14 protein-coding genes are annotated in these 16,083 nt (G+C 65.0%); 8 read left to right on the forward strand and 6 right to left on the reverse strand.

The genetic code is table 11. The features are described 5' to 3' along the window. Nucleotides 1-5: 5 nt before the first annotated feature. On the forward strand, nucleotides 6-3,818 hold the full coding sequence (locus CH266_RS00110; RefSeq protein WP_080731904.1) for a multifunctional oxoglutarate decarboxylase/oxoglutarate dehydrogenase thiamine pyrophosphate-binding subunit/dihydrolipoyllysine-residue succinyltransferase subunit: 3,813 nt from the start codon (nucleotides 6-8) through the stop codon (nucleotides 3,816-3,818). A gap of 315 nt (nucleotides 3,819-4,133) precedes the next feature. On the opposite strand, the gene CH266_RS00115 is transcribed toward CH266_RS00110, so the two are convergent. Beyond that, nucleotides 4,134-4,787 carry a TetR/AcrR family transcriptional regulator gene (locus CH266_RS00115; RefSeq protein WP_094714434.1) on the reverse strand — a complete coding sequence of 218 codons (654 nt, stop codon included), beginning with the start codon at nucleotides 4,785-4,787 and terminating at the stop codon, nucleotides 4,134-4,136. Nucleotides 4,788-4,856: 69 nt separating this feature from the next. Between CH266_RS00115 and CH266_RS00120 the strand changes: the two genes are divergently transcribed. From CH266_RS00120 to CH266_RS00130, 3 genes are read left to right on the forward strand one after another with little or no spacing between them, the layout of a single operon-like run. Then, complete coding sequence (locus tag CH266_RS00120; RefSeq protein WP_094714435.1) at nucleotides 4,857-6,428, forward strand: flavin-containing monooxygenase; 1,572 nt, start codon at nucleotides 4,857-4,859, stop codon at nucleotides 6,426-6,428. Continuing rightward, nucleotides 6,425-7,258 (forward strand): SDR family NAD(P)-dependent oxidoreductase, encoded by an 834-nt coding sequence (locus CH266_RS00125; protein WP_094714436.1) that lies wholly within the window; start codon nucleotides 6,425-6,427, stop codon nucleotides 7,256-7,258. The genes CH266_RS00120 and CH266_RS00125 overlap by 4 nt, the downstream gene beginning before the upstream one ends. 12 nt (nucleotides 7,259-7,270) lie before the next feature. Continuing rightward, the gene (locus CH266_RS00130) at nucleotides 7,271-8,227 is read left to right on the forward strand and encodes an alpha/beta hydrolase (protein ID WP_094714437.1); all 957 of its coding nucleotides are present in this window, start codon (nucleotides 7,271-7,273) and stop codon (nucleotides 8,225-8,227) included. Here the strand turns inward: CH266_RS00130 and CH266_RS00135 are convergent. Beyond that, nucleotides 8,183-9,076 (reverse strand): glycine betaine ABC transporter substrate-binding protein, encoded by an 894-nt coding sequence (locus CH266_RS00135; RefSeq protein ID WP_094714438.1) that lies wholly within the window; start codon nucleotides 9,074-9,076, stop codon nucleotides 8,183-8,185. The two genes, CH266_RS00130 and CH266_RS00135, sit on opposite strands and share 45 nt — an antisense overlap. A 209-nt stretch (nucleotides 9,077-9,285) precedes the next feature. Here CH266_RS00135 and CH266_RS00140 point away from each other — a divergent pair, with 209 nt between their 5' ends. The 4 genes from CH266_RS00140 to CH266_RS00155 are packed head-to-tail and all read left to right on the forward strand — an operon-like array spanning nucleotide 9,286 to nucleotide 12,759. Continuing rightward, complete coding sequence (locus CH266_RS00140) at nucleotides 9,286-10,260, forward strand: ABC transporter substrate-binding protein (RefSeq protein WP_032365502.1); 975 nt, start codon at nucleotides 9,286-9,288, stop codon at nucleotides 10,258-10,260. Continuing rightward, complete coding sequence (locus CH266_RS00145) at nucleotides 10,260-11,411, forward strand: ABC transporter ATP-binding protein (protein ID WP_032365391.1); 1,152 nt, start codon at nucleotides 10,260-10,262, stop codon at nucleotides 11,409-11,411. Before CH266_RS00140 ends, CH266_RS00145 begins: the two co-directional genes overlap by 1 nt. Next, nucleotides 11,408-12,070 carry an ABC transporter permease gene (locus CH266_RS00150; RefSeq protein ID WP_032365390.1) on the forward strand — a complete coding sequence of 221 codons (663 nt, stop codon included), beginning with the start codon at nucleotides 11,408-11,410 and terminating at the stop codon, nucleotides 12,068-12,070. The genes CH266_RS00145 and CH266_RS00150 overlap by 4 nt, the downstream gene beginning before the upstream one ends. After that, on the forward strand, nucleotides 12,067-12,759 hold the full coding sequence (locus CH266_RS00155) for an ABC transporter permease (protein ID WP_027498027.1): 693 nt from the start codon (nucleotides 12,067-12,069) through the stop codon (nucleotides 12,757-12,759). Before CH266_RS00150 ends, CH266_RS00155 begins: the two co-directional genes overlap by 4 nt. A gap of 78 nt (nucleotides 12,760-12,837) precedes the next feature. Here the strand turns inward: CH266_RS00155 and CH266_RS00160 are convergent, their stop codons facing one another. From CH266_RS00160 to CH266_RS00175, 4 genes are all read right to left on the reverse strand, one after another. After that, a complete protein-coding gene (locus CH266_RS00160; RefSeq protein ID WP_032375496.1) occupies nucleotides 12,838-14,037 on the reverse strand; it encodes an NAD(P)-dependent malic enzyme in 1,200 nt (399 codons plus the stop codon). 245 nt (nucleotides 14,038-14,282) lie between these two features. Continuing rightward, nucleotides 14,283-14,576, reverse strand: coding sequence for a hypothetical protein (locus CH266_RS00165; RefSeq protein WP_052053095.1), 294 nt, complete (start codon nucleotides 14,574-14,576; stop codon nucleotides 14,283-14,285). Then, entirely contained in the window at nucleotides 14,573-15,187 is a 615-nt protein-coding gene (locus tag CH266_RS00170) for a MarC family protein (RefSeq protein WP_027498030.1), read from the reverse strand. Before CH266_RS00170 ends, CH266_RS00165 begins: the two co-directional genes overlap by 4 nt. Beyond that, nucleotides 15,184-16,020 carry a PHP domain-containing protein gene (locus tag CH266_RS00175; protein ID WP_027498031.1) on the reverse strand — a complete coding sequence of 279 codons (837 nt, stop codon included), beginning with the start codon at nucleotides 16,018-16,020 and terminating at the stop codon, nucleotides 15,184-15,186. Before CH266_RS00175 ends, CH266_RS00170 begins: the two co-directional genes overlap by 4 nt. Nucleotides 16,021-16,083 lie beyond the last annotated feature (63 nt).

A 16,083-nucleotide genomic window follows, 5' to 3' on the forward strand; every position in this document is an offset into this window, starting at 1 on the left:
CTGCCGTGAGCAGCAGCTCTACTACCCAATTCGGACAAAATCAATGGCTGGTCGACGAGATGTACCAGCGGTTCAAGCAGGACCCGTCCTCCGTCGACGCGAGCTGGCACGAGTTCCTCACCGATTACGACCCCGAAGCCGTGATCGACGAGAACCCCATCTCCAACGGTAAGTCCGGTTCCAACGGCTCGGCCTCGAACGGCAGCTCGGCCAAGTCCGCTCCTCCCGCAGCACCCGCGCCTCCTACGAAGCCCGCCGCCTCGGCCGCGAAGACCGAAGCCCCGAAAACCGAAGCTCCCAAGAAGACCGAAGCCCCCGCGAAGGCCGCAGCTCCCAAGGCTGCTGAAACCAAGCCTGCTCCGGCGAAGTCGGCCCCGGCCAAGCCGGCCGAGAAGAAGCCAGCCCCGGCCAAGCCCGCCGCTGCCGAATTCGGTGAAGAGTCGAGCAAGATTCTGCGCGGCGCAGCTGCAGCGGTTGCCAAGAACATGTCCGCTTCGCTGCAGATTCCGACAGCTACCAGCGTGCGAGCCATCCCGGCCAAGCTCATGGTCGACAATCGCCTCGTCATCAACAACCACCTCGCGCGTACCCGCGGCGGCAAGATCTCGTTCACGCACCTGCTCGGCTACGCCATCGTGCAGGCCGTCAAGGCGTTCCCGAACATGAACCGCCACTTCGCCGAGGTCGACGGCAAGCCCAACGCCGTCACTCCGGCGTCGATCAACCTCGGTCTGGCGATCGACCTTCCCGGCAAGGACGGCAACCGTTCCCTCGTCGTCGCGGCCATCAAGAACACGCAGGACTTCACGTTCACGCAGTTCTACAACGCGTACGAGGACATCGTCCGGCGTGCCCGCGACGGCAAGCTCACCGGCGAGGACTTCCAGGGCGTCACGATCTCGCTGACCAACCCCGGCGGAATCGGCACCGTCCACTCCGTCCCGCGCCTGATGAACGGCCAGGGTGCCATCATCGGTGCCGGTGCCATGGAGTACCCGGCGGAATTCCAGGGTGCCAGCGACGAGCGTCTCGCCGAGTTCGGCGTCGGCAAGCTCATGACGCTGACCTCGACGTACGACCACCGCATCATTCAGGGTGCGGAGTCGGGCGACTTCCTCAAGACGATCCACAATCTGCTGATCAGCGACGAGTTCTACGACGAGCTGTTCCATTCGCTCAAGATCCCGTACGAGCCGATCCGCTGGCGCAAGGATCTGCCCGAGGGCACCGTCGACAAGAACACCCGCGTGCTCGAGCTCATCGCGGCGTACCGCAACCGCGGTCACCTGATGGCCGACACCGACCCGTTGCAGTTCACCAAGGACAAGTTCCGGATGCATCCGGACCTCGACGTGATCAGCCACGACCTGACGCTGTGGGATCTCGACCGCGAGTTCAAGGTCGGCGGATTCCACGGCAAGGACAAGATGAAGCTGCGCGACGTGCTCAGCGTCCTGCGCGACTCGTACTGCCGCCACGTCGGCGTCGAGTACACCCACATCCTCGAGACCGAGCAGGTCTCGTGGCTGCAGGAACGCGTCGAAGCCAAGCACGTCAAACCGACTGTGGCGCAACAGAAGTACATCCTCAGCAAGCTCAACGCAGCCGAGGCCTTCGAGACGTTCCTGCAGACCAAGTACGTCGGACAGAAGCGCTTCTCGCTCGAAGGTGCCGAGTCGGTCATCCCGATGATGGACTCCGTCATCGACCAGAGCGCCGAGTACGCCCTCGACGAGGTCGTCATCGGCATGCCGCACCGCGGCCGCCTGAACGTGCTGGCCAACATCGTCGGCAAGCCGTACTCGAAGATCTTCACCGAGTTCGAGGGCAACATGAACCCGGCTGCCGCACACGGCTCCGGTGACGTGAAGTACCACCTCGGCGCCGAGGGCACGTACATCCAGATGTTCGGCGACAACGACATCAAGGTCTCGCTCACGGCGAACCCGTCGCACCTCGAAGCCGTCGACCCCGTCCTCGAAGGCCTCGTCCGGGCCAAGCAGGACCTGCTTGACAAGGGCACCGGCCAGGGCGGTTACTCCGTGCTGCCGCTGATGCTGCACGGCGATGCGGCCTTCGCAGGCCAGGGCGTCGTCGCGGAAACGCTGAACCTGTCCGATCTGCGTGGCTACCGCACCGGCGGAACCGTGCACATCGTCGTCAACAACCAGGTCGGCTTCACCACCTCGCCGGAGTTCTCGCGCTCGTCCGAGTACTGCACCGACGTGGCCAAGATGATCGCCGCGCCGATCTTCCACGTCAACGGCGACGACCCCGAGGCATGTGCCTGGGTGGCTCAGCTGGCAGTGGACTTCCGTCAGAAGTTCCACAAAGACGTCGTCATCGACATGATCTGCTACCGCCGTCGCGGACACAACGAGGGCGACGACCCCTCGATGACCCAGCCGGCGATGTACGACGTCATCGACACCAAGCGCAGCGTCCGCAAGAGCTACACCGAATCGCTCATCGGCCGTGGCGACATCTCGCTCAAGGAAGCCGAGGACGCGCTCCGCGACTACCAGGGTCAGCTCGAACGCGTCTTCAACGAGGTACGCGAACTCGAGAAGTACACCCCGGAGCCCAGCGAATCGGTCGAACTCGACCAGCAGTTGCCGACCAAGCTCACCACCGCCGTCGACAAGGCCGTCCTGCACCGCATCGGTGATGCGCACCTCGACATTCCCGAGGGATTCAACGTGCACCCCCGCGTCAAGCCGGTGCTCGAGAAGCGTCGGGAAATGGCGTACGAGGGCAAGGTCGACTGGGCCTTCGGCGAACTGCTCGCACTCGGCTCGCTCGTGGACGAGGGACGCAACATTCGTTTCTCGGGCCAGGACACCCGCCGCGGCACGTTCACGCAGCGGCACTCGGTGATCATCGACCGCAAGACCGGTTCCGAGTACACGCCGCTGCAGAACATCGGCAGCGACAATCCCGGCAAGTTCATGGTCTACGACTCCGCACTGAGCGAGTTCGCGGCCGTCGGCTTCGAGTACGGCTACTCCGTGGGCAACCCGGACGCACTGGTGATGTGGGAAGCGCAGTTCGGCGACTTCGTCAACGGTGCCCAGTCCATCATCGACGAGTTCATCTCGTCCGGTGAAGCCAAGTGGGGACAGCTCTCCGACGTCGTGCTGCTGCTCCCGCACGGCCACGAGGGTCAGGGCCCGGACCACACGTCCGGACGCATCGAACGCTTCCTGACGCTGTGCGCCGAAGGATCTATGACCGTCGCACTCCCCTCGACCCCCGCGAACTACTTCCACCTGCTGCGTAGGCATGCGCGTGACGGAATCCGTCGCCCGCTGATCGTCTTCACCCCGAAGTCGATGCTGCGCAACAAGGCAGCAGTGAGCAACATCGAGGACTTCACCGACGGCAAGTTCCACTCGGTGTTCGACGAGCCCACCTACGACACCGGCACCGGCGACCGCAGCAAGGTCAAGCGCGTGCTGATGGTCAGCGGCAAGCTCTACTACGAGCTCCTCGCTCGCAAGCAGAAGGACAACCGCGACGACGTCGCCATCGTCCGAATCGAGCAGCTCTACCCCGTGCCGACGCGTCGAATCCGGGAAGCACTCGAGAGCTACCCGAACGCAACGGAATTCCGCTGGGTTCAGGAAGAGCCTGCGAACCAGGGTGCCTGGCCGTTCTTCGGTCTCGCACTGCCCGAACTCATGCCCGAAAAGCTGGTCGGCATCAAGCGCATTTCCCGTCGCGCCATGTCCGCACCGTCCTCGGGATCGAGCAAGGTGCACGCCGTCGAGCAACTCGAAATCATCGACGAGGCCTTCAACAAGGTCGGCGAAGACTAGAATCTCCGACAGCGACAAGCGGCCCACTCCTTCGGGGGTGGGCCGCTTTCGTCGTTTCTGTGCGCACCCGGGTTGGGATCAATGTGGGATTCAGTCGGTCAGACTGCAACAGAGCCGCATTCATTCGGCTGTGGCCTCGGCCGCACTTCGGATGAATGCGGGATTCAGTCGGTCAGACTGCAACAAAGGGACATTGATCCCAACTGGGGAGGACCTGCAACTGGGGAGGACCTGCAACTGGGGAGGACCTGCAACTGGGGAGGACCTGCAACCGGGGAGGACGTCCAACCGGGGGGACGCACACTGGGGCGGGGCTCAGGCGTCGGCGTCGGCGTCGGCTCCCAGCAGCGCGGAGATCATTCCCGGGGCCAGGGCGACAGCAGGTAGGGCGTTGACGTTCAGGTCGATCAACTCGTCGCGGGTGATCTGTGGATTTCTGAGCCAGGTGATGGTGGCTTCTTCGACGAAGGCGATCCACCCGCGCACGGCGAGGTCGATGGTGGGGGTGACATCGACGTCGAGTTGAGCGAGTTGGACGAGAGTGCGATCGGCCATGGTGGTGCGGGTCTGCTCGAACACCTCGCGCATCTGGGGGTCTCCGCTTGCCGTGCCGCGGAGCAGGGAGATGAAGGTGTCGCGTTTCTCGCTGACGTAGTCGACGTAGTTGGCGATGGAGTCGCGCAGAATCTCGAAGGGTTCGAGGTCGGGGTCGGGTGCGGTCCGTTCGATCATCGACCGCGACGCCTCGCGGACTATTTCGAGGTGAAAGTCCTGCTTGGACGCGAAGTAGTGGAACAGTAGACCTCGGGAGACTCCGGCCTGATCGGCGATGTCCTCGACGGAGATCTGTTCGAGTGGCCGATCGGCGAGCATCTCGGTGCCGAGCTCGATCAGCTGCGCTCGTCGTTGCTGCGGACTGAGTCTGGTCCTTTTCGTCGTCGATACTCCAGCGCGGTTCACATCCGCCATGCAATCATCCTATTGAATAGTAGTCAATAACTATTGACTCACACTCAGTAAGCTTCTAGTCTGCTCTACATGAGTCTTCCCGTAACAGATACTTCGGACCGCGCAACGTCGCCGCGTCACGTCGATACGCTGATCATCGGCAGTGGTTTCGCCGGGCTCGGAGCAGCGATCAAGCTGACCAAGGCAGGCAAGAAGAATTTCGTCGTCGTCGAACGCGGCCACGATGTGGGCGGTACCTGGCGCGACAACACCTACCCCGGTGCAGCCTGCGACGTGCCCTCGCATCTGTACTCGTACTCGTTCGCGCTGAACCCGGAGTGGACTCGTTCGTTCTCCACCCAGCCCGAGATCCAGAAGTACATCGCCGGAGTTGCGCGCAAGTACGGCGTCATGGACAAGCACGTCTTCGGCACGGACGTGACGTCGGCGCGATGGAACGCCTCCACCAGCCGCTGGGACGTCGAGACGACCACCGGCAACTACACCGCCAAGATCGTCGTCTCGGCCGTCGGCGCACTGTGTGAGCCGAACCTGCCCGATATCAAGGGAATTCACGATTTCGAGGGCGACGTCTTCCACTCCGCTCAGTGGAACCACGACGTCTCGCTCGCCGGTAAGCGCGTCGCCGTCATCGGGACCGGCGCGTCGGCGATCCAGATCGTCCCCGCCATCGCAGGTCAGGTGGAGCACCTCGACGTCTACCAGCGCACCGCGCCGTGGATCCTGCCTCGCGCCGATCGCCCGTACACCAAGCTCGAGCGCTTCGCCTTCAAGCACGTGCCCGGCTTCCAGCGCCTCGCCCGCGCCGGCATCTATGCGATGCGTGAGACCCAGGTCGTCGGACTGGCGAAGAACCCCGCGTTCATGAAGCCGCTGCAGTGGGCGTCGGAAAACCATCTGCGTACGCAGATCAAGGACAAGGCGCTGCGCGCGAAGGTGACCCCGAACTTCCGCATCGGCTGCAAGCGCATGTTGATCTCCAACGCGTACTACCCCGCTCTCGCGCAGAGCAACGTCGACCTCGTGACCGACGGCATCGCCGAGATCCGCAAGGGATCGATCGTCACCAAGGACGGCACCGAGCGCGCGATCGACGCACTCGTCGTCGCCACCGGCTTCCACGTCACCGATTCGCCTGCATACCAGGGCATCGTCGGCAAGGACGGCCGTACGCTGGCGCAGACGTTCGACGACGGCGGACAGCAGGGCTACAAGGGCGCTGCGGTTGCGAACTTCCCGAACATGTTCTTCCTCGTCGGCCCCAACACCGGCCTCGGGCACACCTCGATGGTGTTCATGATCGAGTCGCAGATCAACTACCTGGTCGACGCCTTGAACACCATCGACAAGCACGACATCGGCACCATCGAAGTGCGCAAGGACGTGCAGGACGAGTACAACGTGACCCTGCAGGACCAGCTCGCCAAGAGCGTCTGGATGAACGGCGGCTGCGCCAGCTGGTATCTGGACAAGCACGGAAACAACACCACCCTGTGGCCCGGGTTCACGTTCGAGTTCCGTCGCCAGACCAAGCATTTCGATCTCGATGCGTACCGTAGCGTCGCAACTGCAGATCTGACCTCCGCTGCGTCGGCGAGCACGGCCGCCGGCAACAACACAGACAAGGTGTCCGCACGATGAGCACATTCACAGGCAAGGTAGCCGTCGTCACCGGCGCGGGTTCGGGAATCGGCCGGGCCCTGGCCCTCGAGCTGGCCGGACGCGGAGCCAAGCTCGCGCTGTCCGACGTCGACACCGCCGGACTCGACGAGACGGTGCGCCGCGTCGAAGCACTCGGAGCCGAGGTGAAATCCGATTTCCTCGACGTCTCGCAGCGCGAGACCGTGCTCGACTACGCCGAGGCCGTCGTCGCGCATTTCGGCAAGGTCAACCAGATCTACAACAACGCAGGCATCGCTTACCACGGTGACGTGGAGAAGTCCTCGTTCAAGGACATCGAACGCATCGTCGACGTCGATTTCTGGGGCGTCGTCAACGGCACCAAGGCATTTCTTCCGCACATCCAGGCCTCCGGCGATGGCCACATCATCAACATCTCCAGTCTGTTCGGCCTGTTGGCCATGCCGTCGCAGTCCGCGTACAACGCGGCGAAGTTCGCCGTCCGCGGGTTCAGCGAGTCGCTGCGCATGGAGATGTTGATCTCCAAGGCACCGGTGAAGGTCACCGTGGTGCACCCCGGCGGCATCAAGACCGCCATCGCCCGCAACGCCACCGTCGCCGAGAATTTCAACCAGGCCGACGTCGCGAAGTTCTTCGACAGCAAGTTGGCGAAGACCACCCCGATCGACGCGGCCAAGACCATTCTCAAGGGCGTCGAGAAGGGCAGGGGCCGCGTGCTCATCGGCTCCGACGCCATCGCCCTCGATCTGCTGCAACGCATCACCGGTTCGCGGTACCAGGGCCTCATCGCTGCAGTGTCCAAGCGTGCGCTGCCGCGCACCAAGAAGTAGACGGGTCGCGTCGTGAAAGCCTTCTACGTTCCCCTGCCGATCGTCGCGGCGGCGCTCAAACCGTTTTACCGCCTCGCGCTGAATCCGCGCCTGTCCTTCCGGGCGCAGCGAGCCGTTCTCGAGGCTGCGGCTCCGGTGCAGACGCTCCCGCACGGGACCGTCGCACAGAAGTTGACGCTTGCGGGCAGGCGGGCCGAGCGCATCACCGTGGGAGCCACCGAACGCGACACCGCGATCCTGTACCTCCACGGGGGCGCGTTCACGATCGGTTCGATCAACACCCACCGTTCTCTTGCCGCCCATCTCGCACGTGAGTCGGCCAGCGCGGTGTACGTGCTCGATTACCGACTGGCTCCGGAGAACCCGTACCCGGCCGCGCTCGACGACGCCGTGGCGGCGTTCCGGGAACTCGTGCGGTTGCACGGCTTCACCCCGGATCGCATCGCCATCGCCGGTGATTCGGCCGGCGGCGGACTGACCGTCGCGACGGCGAGGCGGCTGGTGGACGACGGCGCGAGGCCCGCAGCTCTCGGATTGATCTCACCGTGGGTCGATCCGGGCGCACGCGACGCGGTCAAGCCGCGCGACCTGGTCGTCAACACCGGGTGGTCGAACTCCTCGGCCGACGCGTATCTGGGGGCGGGTGACCCGCTGGATCAGGGCTTCGCGCCGCTCCAGGGCAACCTGGACGAGCTGCCACCGGTCGTCATGCACGTCGGGACGGACGAGGTGCTCTATCCGCAGATCACCGCGTTCGCGGACAAGCTGCGCCTGTCCGGCGTCGAACTCGAGTACATCGAGTACAAGAAGCTCTGGCACGTGGCGCACCTGCAGGCGTCGATCCTGCGTGAAGCAGCCGAAGCCGTCCATCACATGGGCTCGTACCTGGGCCGCATGCTCAGAGCAGAGCAGAAGTCCGACGGGTCAGAGGCTGTGCTCGCCGAGCCAGCGGCCGGCGACATCGCCTGACGCAGCACCGCCACGGACCTCGCCGATCATGTCGGCGAGGTCCGCTGTCGTCAGCTCCCCCGCCACCACCGAGAACGACTTCACCGCACTCTCGTCCAACACACCGGTGCGGTACAGCGGAACGACGTTCTGCGCCGGATACACGTGATCGTCGTCGGGCAGAGTCGTCAGATCCTTGGCCAGCGGACCGAACGATGCAGTCCGAATCGCGAGAGCATCCACCGCGCCGGAATTCAGGTCGTCGACGGCGAACTGCGCATCCGGGTAGACCATGAACTCGGAGAAACGGGCCCTGGTGAGGGCCGGAGCCGTCCGCGGCGCATTCATGACGTCCATCGGGTCGACTTGGCCATCGACCGTGCCGACTGTCACATCGTCCCGACGAAGAAATTCTGTGACTGTCGTGCCCTCGTCCGAGGTCGCGTCTGGAGCGAGAGCAAGGGCCAATCGATCCTCGGCGGTTGCGTAGTCTCCCACCGACAGTCCGGCGGGCAGCGATCGGTTCAGTTCGGTGAACACGTCCTCTGCTTCGGTTGCCCCGGCCAGGGCGTCGAAGGTGCGCAACAGGTCCCCGGTCAGGTCGGGAATCATCGATACCTCGCCGCGGTCCAGCGCCGCGAGGTACGCCGTCCGATCCCCCAGGTTCTCGGCGACGGAGACCTCGGCTCCCGTCGACCGGAGTCCTCCCGCGTAGATCTGTGCGAGCAACCGGGAGAGGTCGGAATTCCCGGCTCCGACGACGACGGGCATGTGCCCGGGTACGGCCCGGTCGGCCGCACTGCACCCACCGACGGAACCTGCAATAGTGACCGCGAGGGCCGCTGCCAGAATCGACGAACGCACTCTCATTTTCTCCTGTTCACTGCCCGTGGGGTTTACCGATCCCGACCGCGGGGCACAGATGCGAACGAGAGGGTAGTCGAACCAACCTTATGGGCACGGCGACGTCGACTACCATCCCGAGCAGCCCGAGTCCTGGTTCGGCGGTGTCCCCGGTGATCGGGCGGCACCCGTCGGAGTTGGGGCTTCGTCTGTGCCCGAACCGATGGAAGGACACCATGACCACCTCCCGAATCACGCGCGCGTTCTCCGCCCCGAAGGCAGTGGCGGCCGTTGCCGCGCTCGCCCTGTCGGTCACCGCACTGACCGCCTGCGGCGGAAATTCGGATCCGCTCTCGAGCGGAGGCGGCGAGAGCAACGACGACACGAACTCGATCATCGTCGGCTCGGCCAACTTCCCGGAGTCCGAGACCGTCGCGAACATCTACGCAGAAGCATTGCGCGCCAACGGTTTCGAGGTGAGCACCAAGCTCAACATCGGTAGCCGCGAGGCGTACATTCCCGCCGTCCGCGACGGCTCGATCGACCTGATTCCCGATTACACGGGCAACCTGCTCCAGTACTTGGACGAATCTGCCACGGCCACCTCGTCCGAGGACGTGCTGGCGGCACTGCCCGCTGCACTCGGCGACGACCTCTCGGTGACGGCCCAGGCACCCGGCGAGGACAAGGATGCCGTCGTCGTCACCCGCGCGACCGCAACCGAGCGCAATCTGAAGACCGTCGGGGATCTCGCACCGTTCTCCTCGGAGGTGACGTTCGCAGGCACGCCGGAATTCCAGGAGCGCGTCGGCGGACTGCCGGGCCTGAAAGCGAAGTACGGCCTGGACATCTCCCCCGGTAACTACGTGCCCATCTCCGACGGCGGCGGACCGGCCACGGTCGAGGCACTCGTGTCGGGCCAGGTCGTCGCGGCGGACATCTTCACCACCTCGCCTGCCATCGCGCAGAACGATCTCGTGGTTCTCGAAGACCCGGAGAACAATTTCGCCGCTCAGAACGTCATCCCGGTGCTGCGGACGTCCAAGCAGTCCGACAAGCTCACTCAGGTTCTCGACGCCGTCTCGGCGCAGATCACCACCGAAGAGCTCATCGCACTGAACACCTCGGTGTCCGGCGACCAGAAGGTCGAACCGGCTGCGGCGGCAACGGCGTGGGTCAAGGACAAGGGTCTGGACCAGCCGGTCAGCTGATGATCACCTTCGAGAACATCACCAAGACGTACCCGGACGGCACCACGGCAGTCGACTCGTTGGACCTGGTGATCCAGCCACACTCGTTCACCGTGTTCGTGGGGCCGTCCGGCTGCGGCAAGACGACGTCGATGCGGATGATCAACCGGATGATCGCGCCCACCTCGGGTGTCATCACGGTCGACGGCCGCAACATCGCCGACACCGACGCGGTGAAGCTGCGCCGGGGAATCGGTTACGTCATCCAGAGTGCCGGGCTGCTGCCCCACCGTTCCGTCGTCGACAATGTCGCGACGGTTCCGGTCCTCAACGGTCAATCCCGGCGCGCGGCCCGCAAGGCGGCGCTCGAGGTACTGGAACGAGTGGGCCTGGATCCCGCTCTCGCGTCCCGCTACCCGGCGCAACTGTCCGGCGGTCAGCAACAGCGCGTCGGGGTTGCCCGCGCGCTCGCCGCGGACCCACCGATTCTGTTGATGGACGAACCCTTCAGCGCCGTCGATCCGGTGGTGCGTGAGGATCTGCAGACCGAGATGCTCAGGCTGCAGGCCGATCTGAAGAAGACGATCGTGTTCGTCACGCACGACATCGACGAGGCCGTGCGGCTGGGCGACCACATCGCGGTCTTCGGACCGCAGGGTCGCCTGCAGCAATACGACAAGCCCGAGACCGTGCTCGCGGCACCGGCGACGTCGTTCGTGGCGTCGTTCGTCGGCCGCGACCGCGGCTACCGAGGCCTGTCTTTCCGCTCCGCGCAGTCGGTGACGATGCATCCGATCCATACCGCGACCGAGGACGAGATGAGTACCCTGAGACTCGACCAGGGGCAGTGGGTTCTGGTCGTGGACTCCCAGCGTCGTCCCCTCGGCTGGATCGACGCCACCGGCGTCGAGAAGGTACGCGGCGGCGGCAGCCTGGACGAGAGCACCGCGGCCGGTGGGTCGCTGTTCCTCGAGGGCGGGGATCTACGGCAGGCGCTCGACTCGGCGATCTCGTCTCCGTCGGGAATCGGCGTCGCCGTCGATTCGACCGGTGCCGCCGTGGGTAGCGTCGACGGTGCGGAGATTCTCGAAAACCTGGCCGTACAGCGCAAGTCGGAGGACGAGGAGCGCAATCGCCACCACTTCGGCGCGACCGGGAACGACGCACAGTGACCTGGCTGTTCGACAACTTCGGCGTCGTACTCGGGTACACGAAGACACATCTGTATCTTTCGCTCGTGCCGCTGCTCATCGGACTGCTCATCGCGGTTCCGGTCGGCACCCTGATTCGCAACACGCGGTGGGTCCGCCGAATCACGTTGACGGTGGCCAGCATTGCGTTCACGTTGCCGTCACTGGCACTGTTCGTCACCATTCCTGCTGTCGTGGGACTGCCTGTGCTCGATCCGCTGAACGTGGTGATCGCACTGACGGTGTACTCCACGGCTCTGCTCGTTCGCGCGGTTCCGGAGGCACTCGATTCGGTTCCGTTCGCCGTCGTCGATTCGGCTCAGGCCATGGGGTTTTCGTCGTTACGGCGGGCGGTGACCGTCGAGCTACCGCTGTCCTTGCCGGTGCTCATCGCCAATATTCGAGTTGTCACGGTCACCAACATCTCGTTGGTCTCGGTGGGTTCGGTGATCGGTATCGGTGGTCTCGGCCAGCTGTTCACCCAGGGCTACCAACGTGACTATCCCGATCAGATCTTCGCCGGCATCATCTCGATCGTGTTCTTGGCGTTGATCTTCGACGCCGCCCTGTACCTGGTGGGCCGTCGACTCACGCCCTGGACCCGGCAGGGCAGCTCGTCGACGAGGAAGGCGCGCGCATGAATCTGTTCTCCGAAGCGTTCTCGTACATCCTCGACGGTGCCAACTGGGCCGGGCCGACGGGAATCGGTGCTCGACTGCTCGAGCACATGTGGTATTCGCTGTTGGCCGTTGTGCTTTCGGCCGCTGTCGCGATTCCCATCGGACTGATCATCGGTCACCTGCGCCGCGGCGAAGCGGTGGTCGTCGGACTGGTCAACGCTCTGCGCTCACTGCCGACTCTGGGTGTGTTGGTGTTCCTGGTCCTGGTGATCGGGTTGGGTCTGATCCCGCCGATCATCGCGCTGGTCCTGCTCGGGATACCACCGCTGCTGGCGGGCACCTACTCGGGAATAGCCAACGTCGATGCTCACGTGGTCGACGCCGCCCGGGCAATGGGAATGACCGAATCACAGGTGCTGCTGCGGGTAGAGATCCCCAATGCACTGCCACTGATCCTCGGCGGACTACGGAACACCACCCTGCAGATCATCGCGACCGCGACCGTTGCGGCGTACGTCAACCTGGGCGGGCTGGGTCGCTACATCTTCGACGGTCTCGCGCTCTACGACTACGGCCGGGTTCTGGTCGGGGCGATCCTCGTCGCGCTGCTCACACTCGTCGTCGACGGCCTTCTCGCCCTAGCGGTGTGGACGTCGGTGCCGGGAACCGGTCGCCTCCGGCGCATGCCGACCGGACTGGCAAAAGTCTGACGACGACTCACGCAAACTAAAAGCACCCCGAACCACCGGCCCGGATAGGGCGGGGTTCGGGGTGCTTTTTCTGTTTTCCTACGCGACGCCCTCGGCTCGCGCTGCTGCCGCAACTGCGTCCGCAACGGCCGGGGCGACGCGAGGATCGAGCGGGCTCGGGACGATTCTGTCCGCGGCCAACTCGTCGCCGAGAACCGAGAGGATTGCCTCGGCAGCGGCGAGCTTCATGCCTTCGGTGATGCGGCGTGCGCCGGCGTCGAGCGCGCCCTTGAACACACCGGGGAAGGCCAGAACGTTGTTGATCTGATTGGGGAAATCGCTGCGTCCGGTCGCGACGATGGCCGCGTACTTCCTGGCCACCTCGGGGTGGATCTCCGGATCCGGGTTCGAGAGCGCGAACACGATGGACTCGGGGGCCATCGAGGCGATGACGTTCTCGTCCACCTTGCCTGCGGACAGTCCGAGGAACACGTCGGCTCCGGCCAGCGCATCGCCCGGTCCCCCGCTCAGTCCACGAGGGTTGGTTCGCGCAGCGAGGTCGGCCTTGACGCCGGTGAGGTCACCGCGATCGGCCGAGACGACGCCCTTGGAGTCGAGGACCACGACGTCGGAGATGCCGGCGGCGAGCAGCATGTTCGCGCACGCAACGCCTGCAGCGCCTGCGCCCGAGACGACCACTCGGAGCCCGGCCAGGTCCCGGCCCTGTACCCGTGCAGCACCCGTCAGCGCCGCAAGGACGACGATGGCCGTGCCGTGTTGGTCGTCGTGCATCACGGGGCAGTCCAGTGCCTCGACGACGCGTCGTTCCACCTCGAAACACCGCGGGGCGGAGATGTCTTCGAGGTTGACGGCTCCGAAACTGTGTCGCATCCGCACGATCGTCTCGACGATCTCGTCGACATCGTGGGTATCGAGCACGATCGGGATGGAATCGAGGCCGGCGAACTTCTTGAACAGCGCCGCCTTGCCCTCCATCACCGGCAACGACGCGCGCGGACCGATATCGCCCAGGCCGAGCACCGCGGAACCGTCGGAGATGACGGCGACCAGCCGGTCGGTCCAGGTGTAGCGCTTGGCCAGCGCCGGGTCGGCGGCGATGGCACGGCTGACCTGGGCCACTCCCGGGGTGTACGCGATCGAGAGATCGCGCTGGGTCTCGAGCGGCGCGGCCAACTGGACCGAAAGCTTGCCGCCGAGATGCCCGGCGAAGATCTCGTCGTCGGTGATCGCGGCCGCAACTGCCGATGGTGTTCCTGTGGTGTCTTCGACTGCCGTCACGGTGAAAGCTCCTCGCACTGTCGGCCTCGACGAGGCAACACGTGTCTACGAAGTGATTGATGCTCGAAAGGGTCGCGGACTACCGGAGGGCGCCAGTACTGGCTGCCGACTGCCGAAAAGCGCGTCTCGCACGTGCGGCGGGTGTGCCTGCACAGTCAACGATGGGCTGTAGCCGCATCGCTGTAACGGCCCAAGTGTGCCATACCGCCCACCGACCTGACCACAGAGTCAGAAACCAGCGTGAACTACTGCCACCATTGGGTCCACAGGACGAGACCGGTGACCACGAAGACCACGATCGCTCCGAGGAATGCGGTGAATCCGCGTCGGTGATCGGCGATCCGCTGCGCTGCGATGGCGACGACAGCGGCAACGATGTGCACGGTGACCGACAGCGCGCCCGGTCCCGGGTAGCCGCGGGACTGACCGAGATATTGGGTGACGCCGACGCCGATCGCCAGCACCAGCAGTCCGGCGGTGACGATGCCGCTGAGCCCGCGCAGGAAGCGCAGTCCGGCGCCCGCTCCGGCCCCGCTCATGCTCCGGCCACGAATCCGCGGACGGAGTCCGCGATCAACTGCACTGCGATGGCGGCGAGCAACAGGCCTGCGATGCGCGCCAGCAGCGAAATGCCGCCTTCGCCGAGCAGCCGGATGAGGACGGTGGAGAATCGTAGAATCACGAAGAACAGGACGTGAATCGTGATGATGCCCAAGGCAATTGCGAGCAACGAGCTCGCGTTGCCGTCGGCCTGACTGACGTAGACGATCACCGCGGCGATGGCTCCGGGGCCCGCCATCAACGGCGTTCCCAGCGGCACGAGTGCGACGTTGACGTCCTCGGCCGCCGCGTCGCCGCCCGCGCCCTTACCGGTGAGCAACGACAGCGCGATGAGCAGGAGCAGAAGTCCACCCGCGCCCTGCAGTGCCGGAATGCCGATGTGCAGGTAGCTCAGAATGGCCTGGCCGCCGATCGCGAACACCGAGATGACGGTGAGCGAGACCGCGGGTGCCTGCCATGCGGCCTTGTTGCGCACTTCCTTGCTCTTGCGTCCCACCAGGGACAAGAACACCGGAATCGCGCCCGGTGGATCCATGATCACGAACAGCGTGATCAGAACCGTCAGGTACAGCGTCACGTCGAAGTTCATGACCGGGCCGCCGCGATCAGTCGGTCGTACTGCTCCGGGTCGGTGGTGTACTCGCCCAGCTTCACGGTCTTGTTGGTGCCGTGATAATCCGAGGACCCGGTGACGATGAGGTCCAACTCCGCGGCCAACTCGGCCATCACCACGGTGTCCTCCGGCGAGTGGTCCATGTGGTGGACTTCCACACCGCCGAGCCCGAGCGGGGTGAGTTCTCGGATGTGGTCCAGATCCAGGATGCGTCCGCGCTTGCGGGCCCGGGCATGCGCGAGCACGCTGACGCCGCCTGCGGCGGCGATCATCTCGACGGCGACGTCGAGTGGAGTGTCGACCTTGCCCACGTAATACTTGCCACCCGTTGCCAGCGGACCGGCGAACGCCGCGTCCATGTCCGAGACGTAGCCGGCCTCGATCAGAGCCTGGCCCAAATGGGGACGACCGGCGGCCTCCCCGGCCGAGGCGAGAACCGCGTCGGGATCGATGGGTAGGCCGTCCGCGGCCATGTTCTCGGCAATGGCCCGCAGCCGGGTCACCCGCTCACCGCGCAGTCGTGCACGCTCGGCGGCGAATGCCTCGTTCTCGGGGTCGAACAGGTACGCCAGCAGGTGCACCGGGACGGGCGTGCCGTCCTCCCCACGACCGGTGCACGACAGTTCCATGCCGCGCACGAGCGTCAGGCCGGCGGGCGATGCGGCAGCGGCCTCGTCCCATCCCGCCGTGGTGTCGTGATCGGTGAGCGCCACCACCGACAGGCCCGCTGCCGACGCAGCGCGAACCAGCTCGGCCGGGCTGTCGGTACCGTCGGACGCTGTCGAGTGGGTGTGGAGATCGATGAGCACCAGAACAGTGTCCCAGGCGTACCGCCGTGATGTTCCGGGCCCACTGTTCTGTCGTTTTCCTGG

The sequence above is a fragment of the Rhodococcus sp. 06-1474-1B genome, assembly GCF_002258885.1.
GTDB classification, from domain to species: domain Bacteria; phylum Actinomycetota; class Actinomycetes; order Mycobacteriales; family Mycobacteriaceae; genus Rhodococcoides; species Rhodococcoides fascians.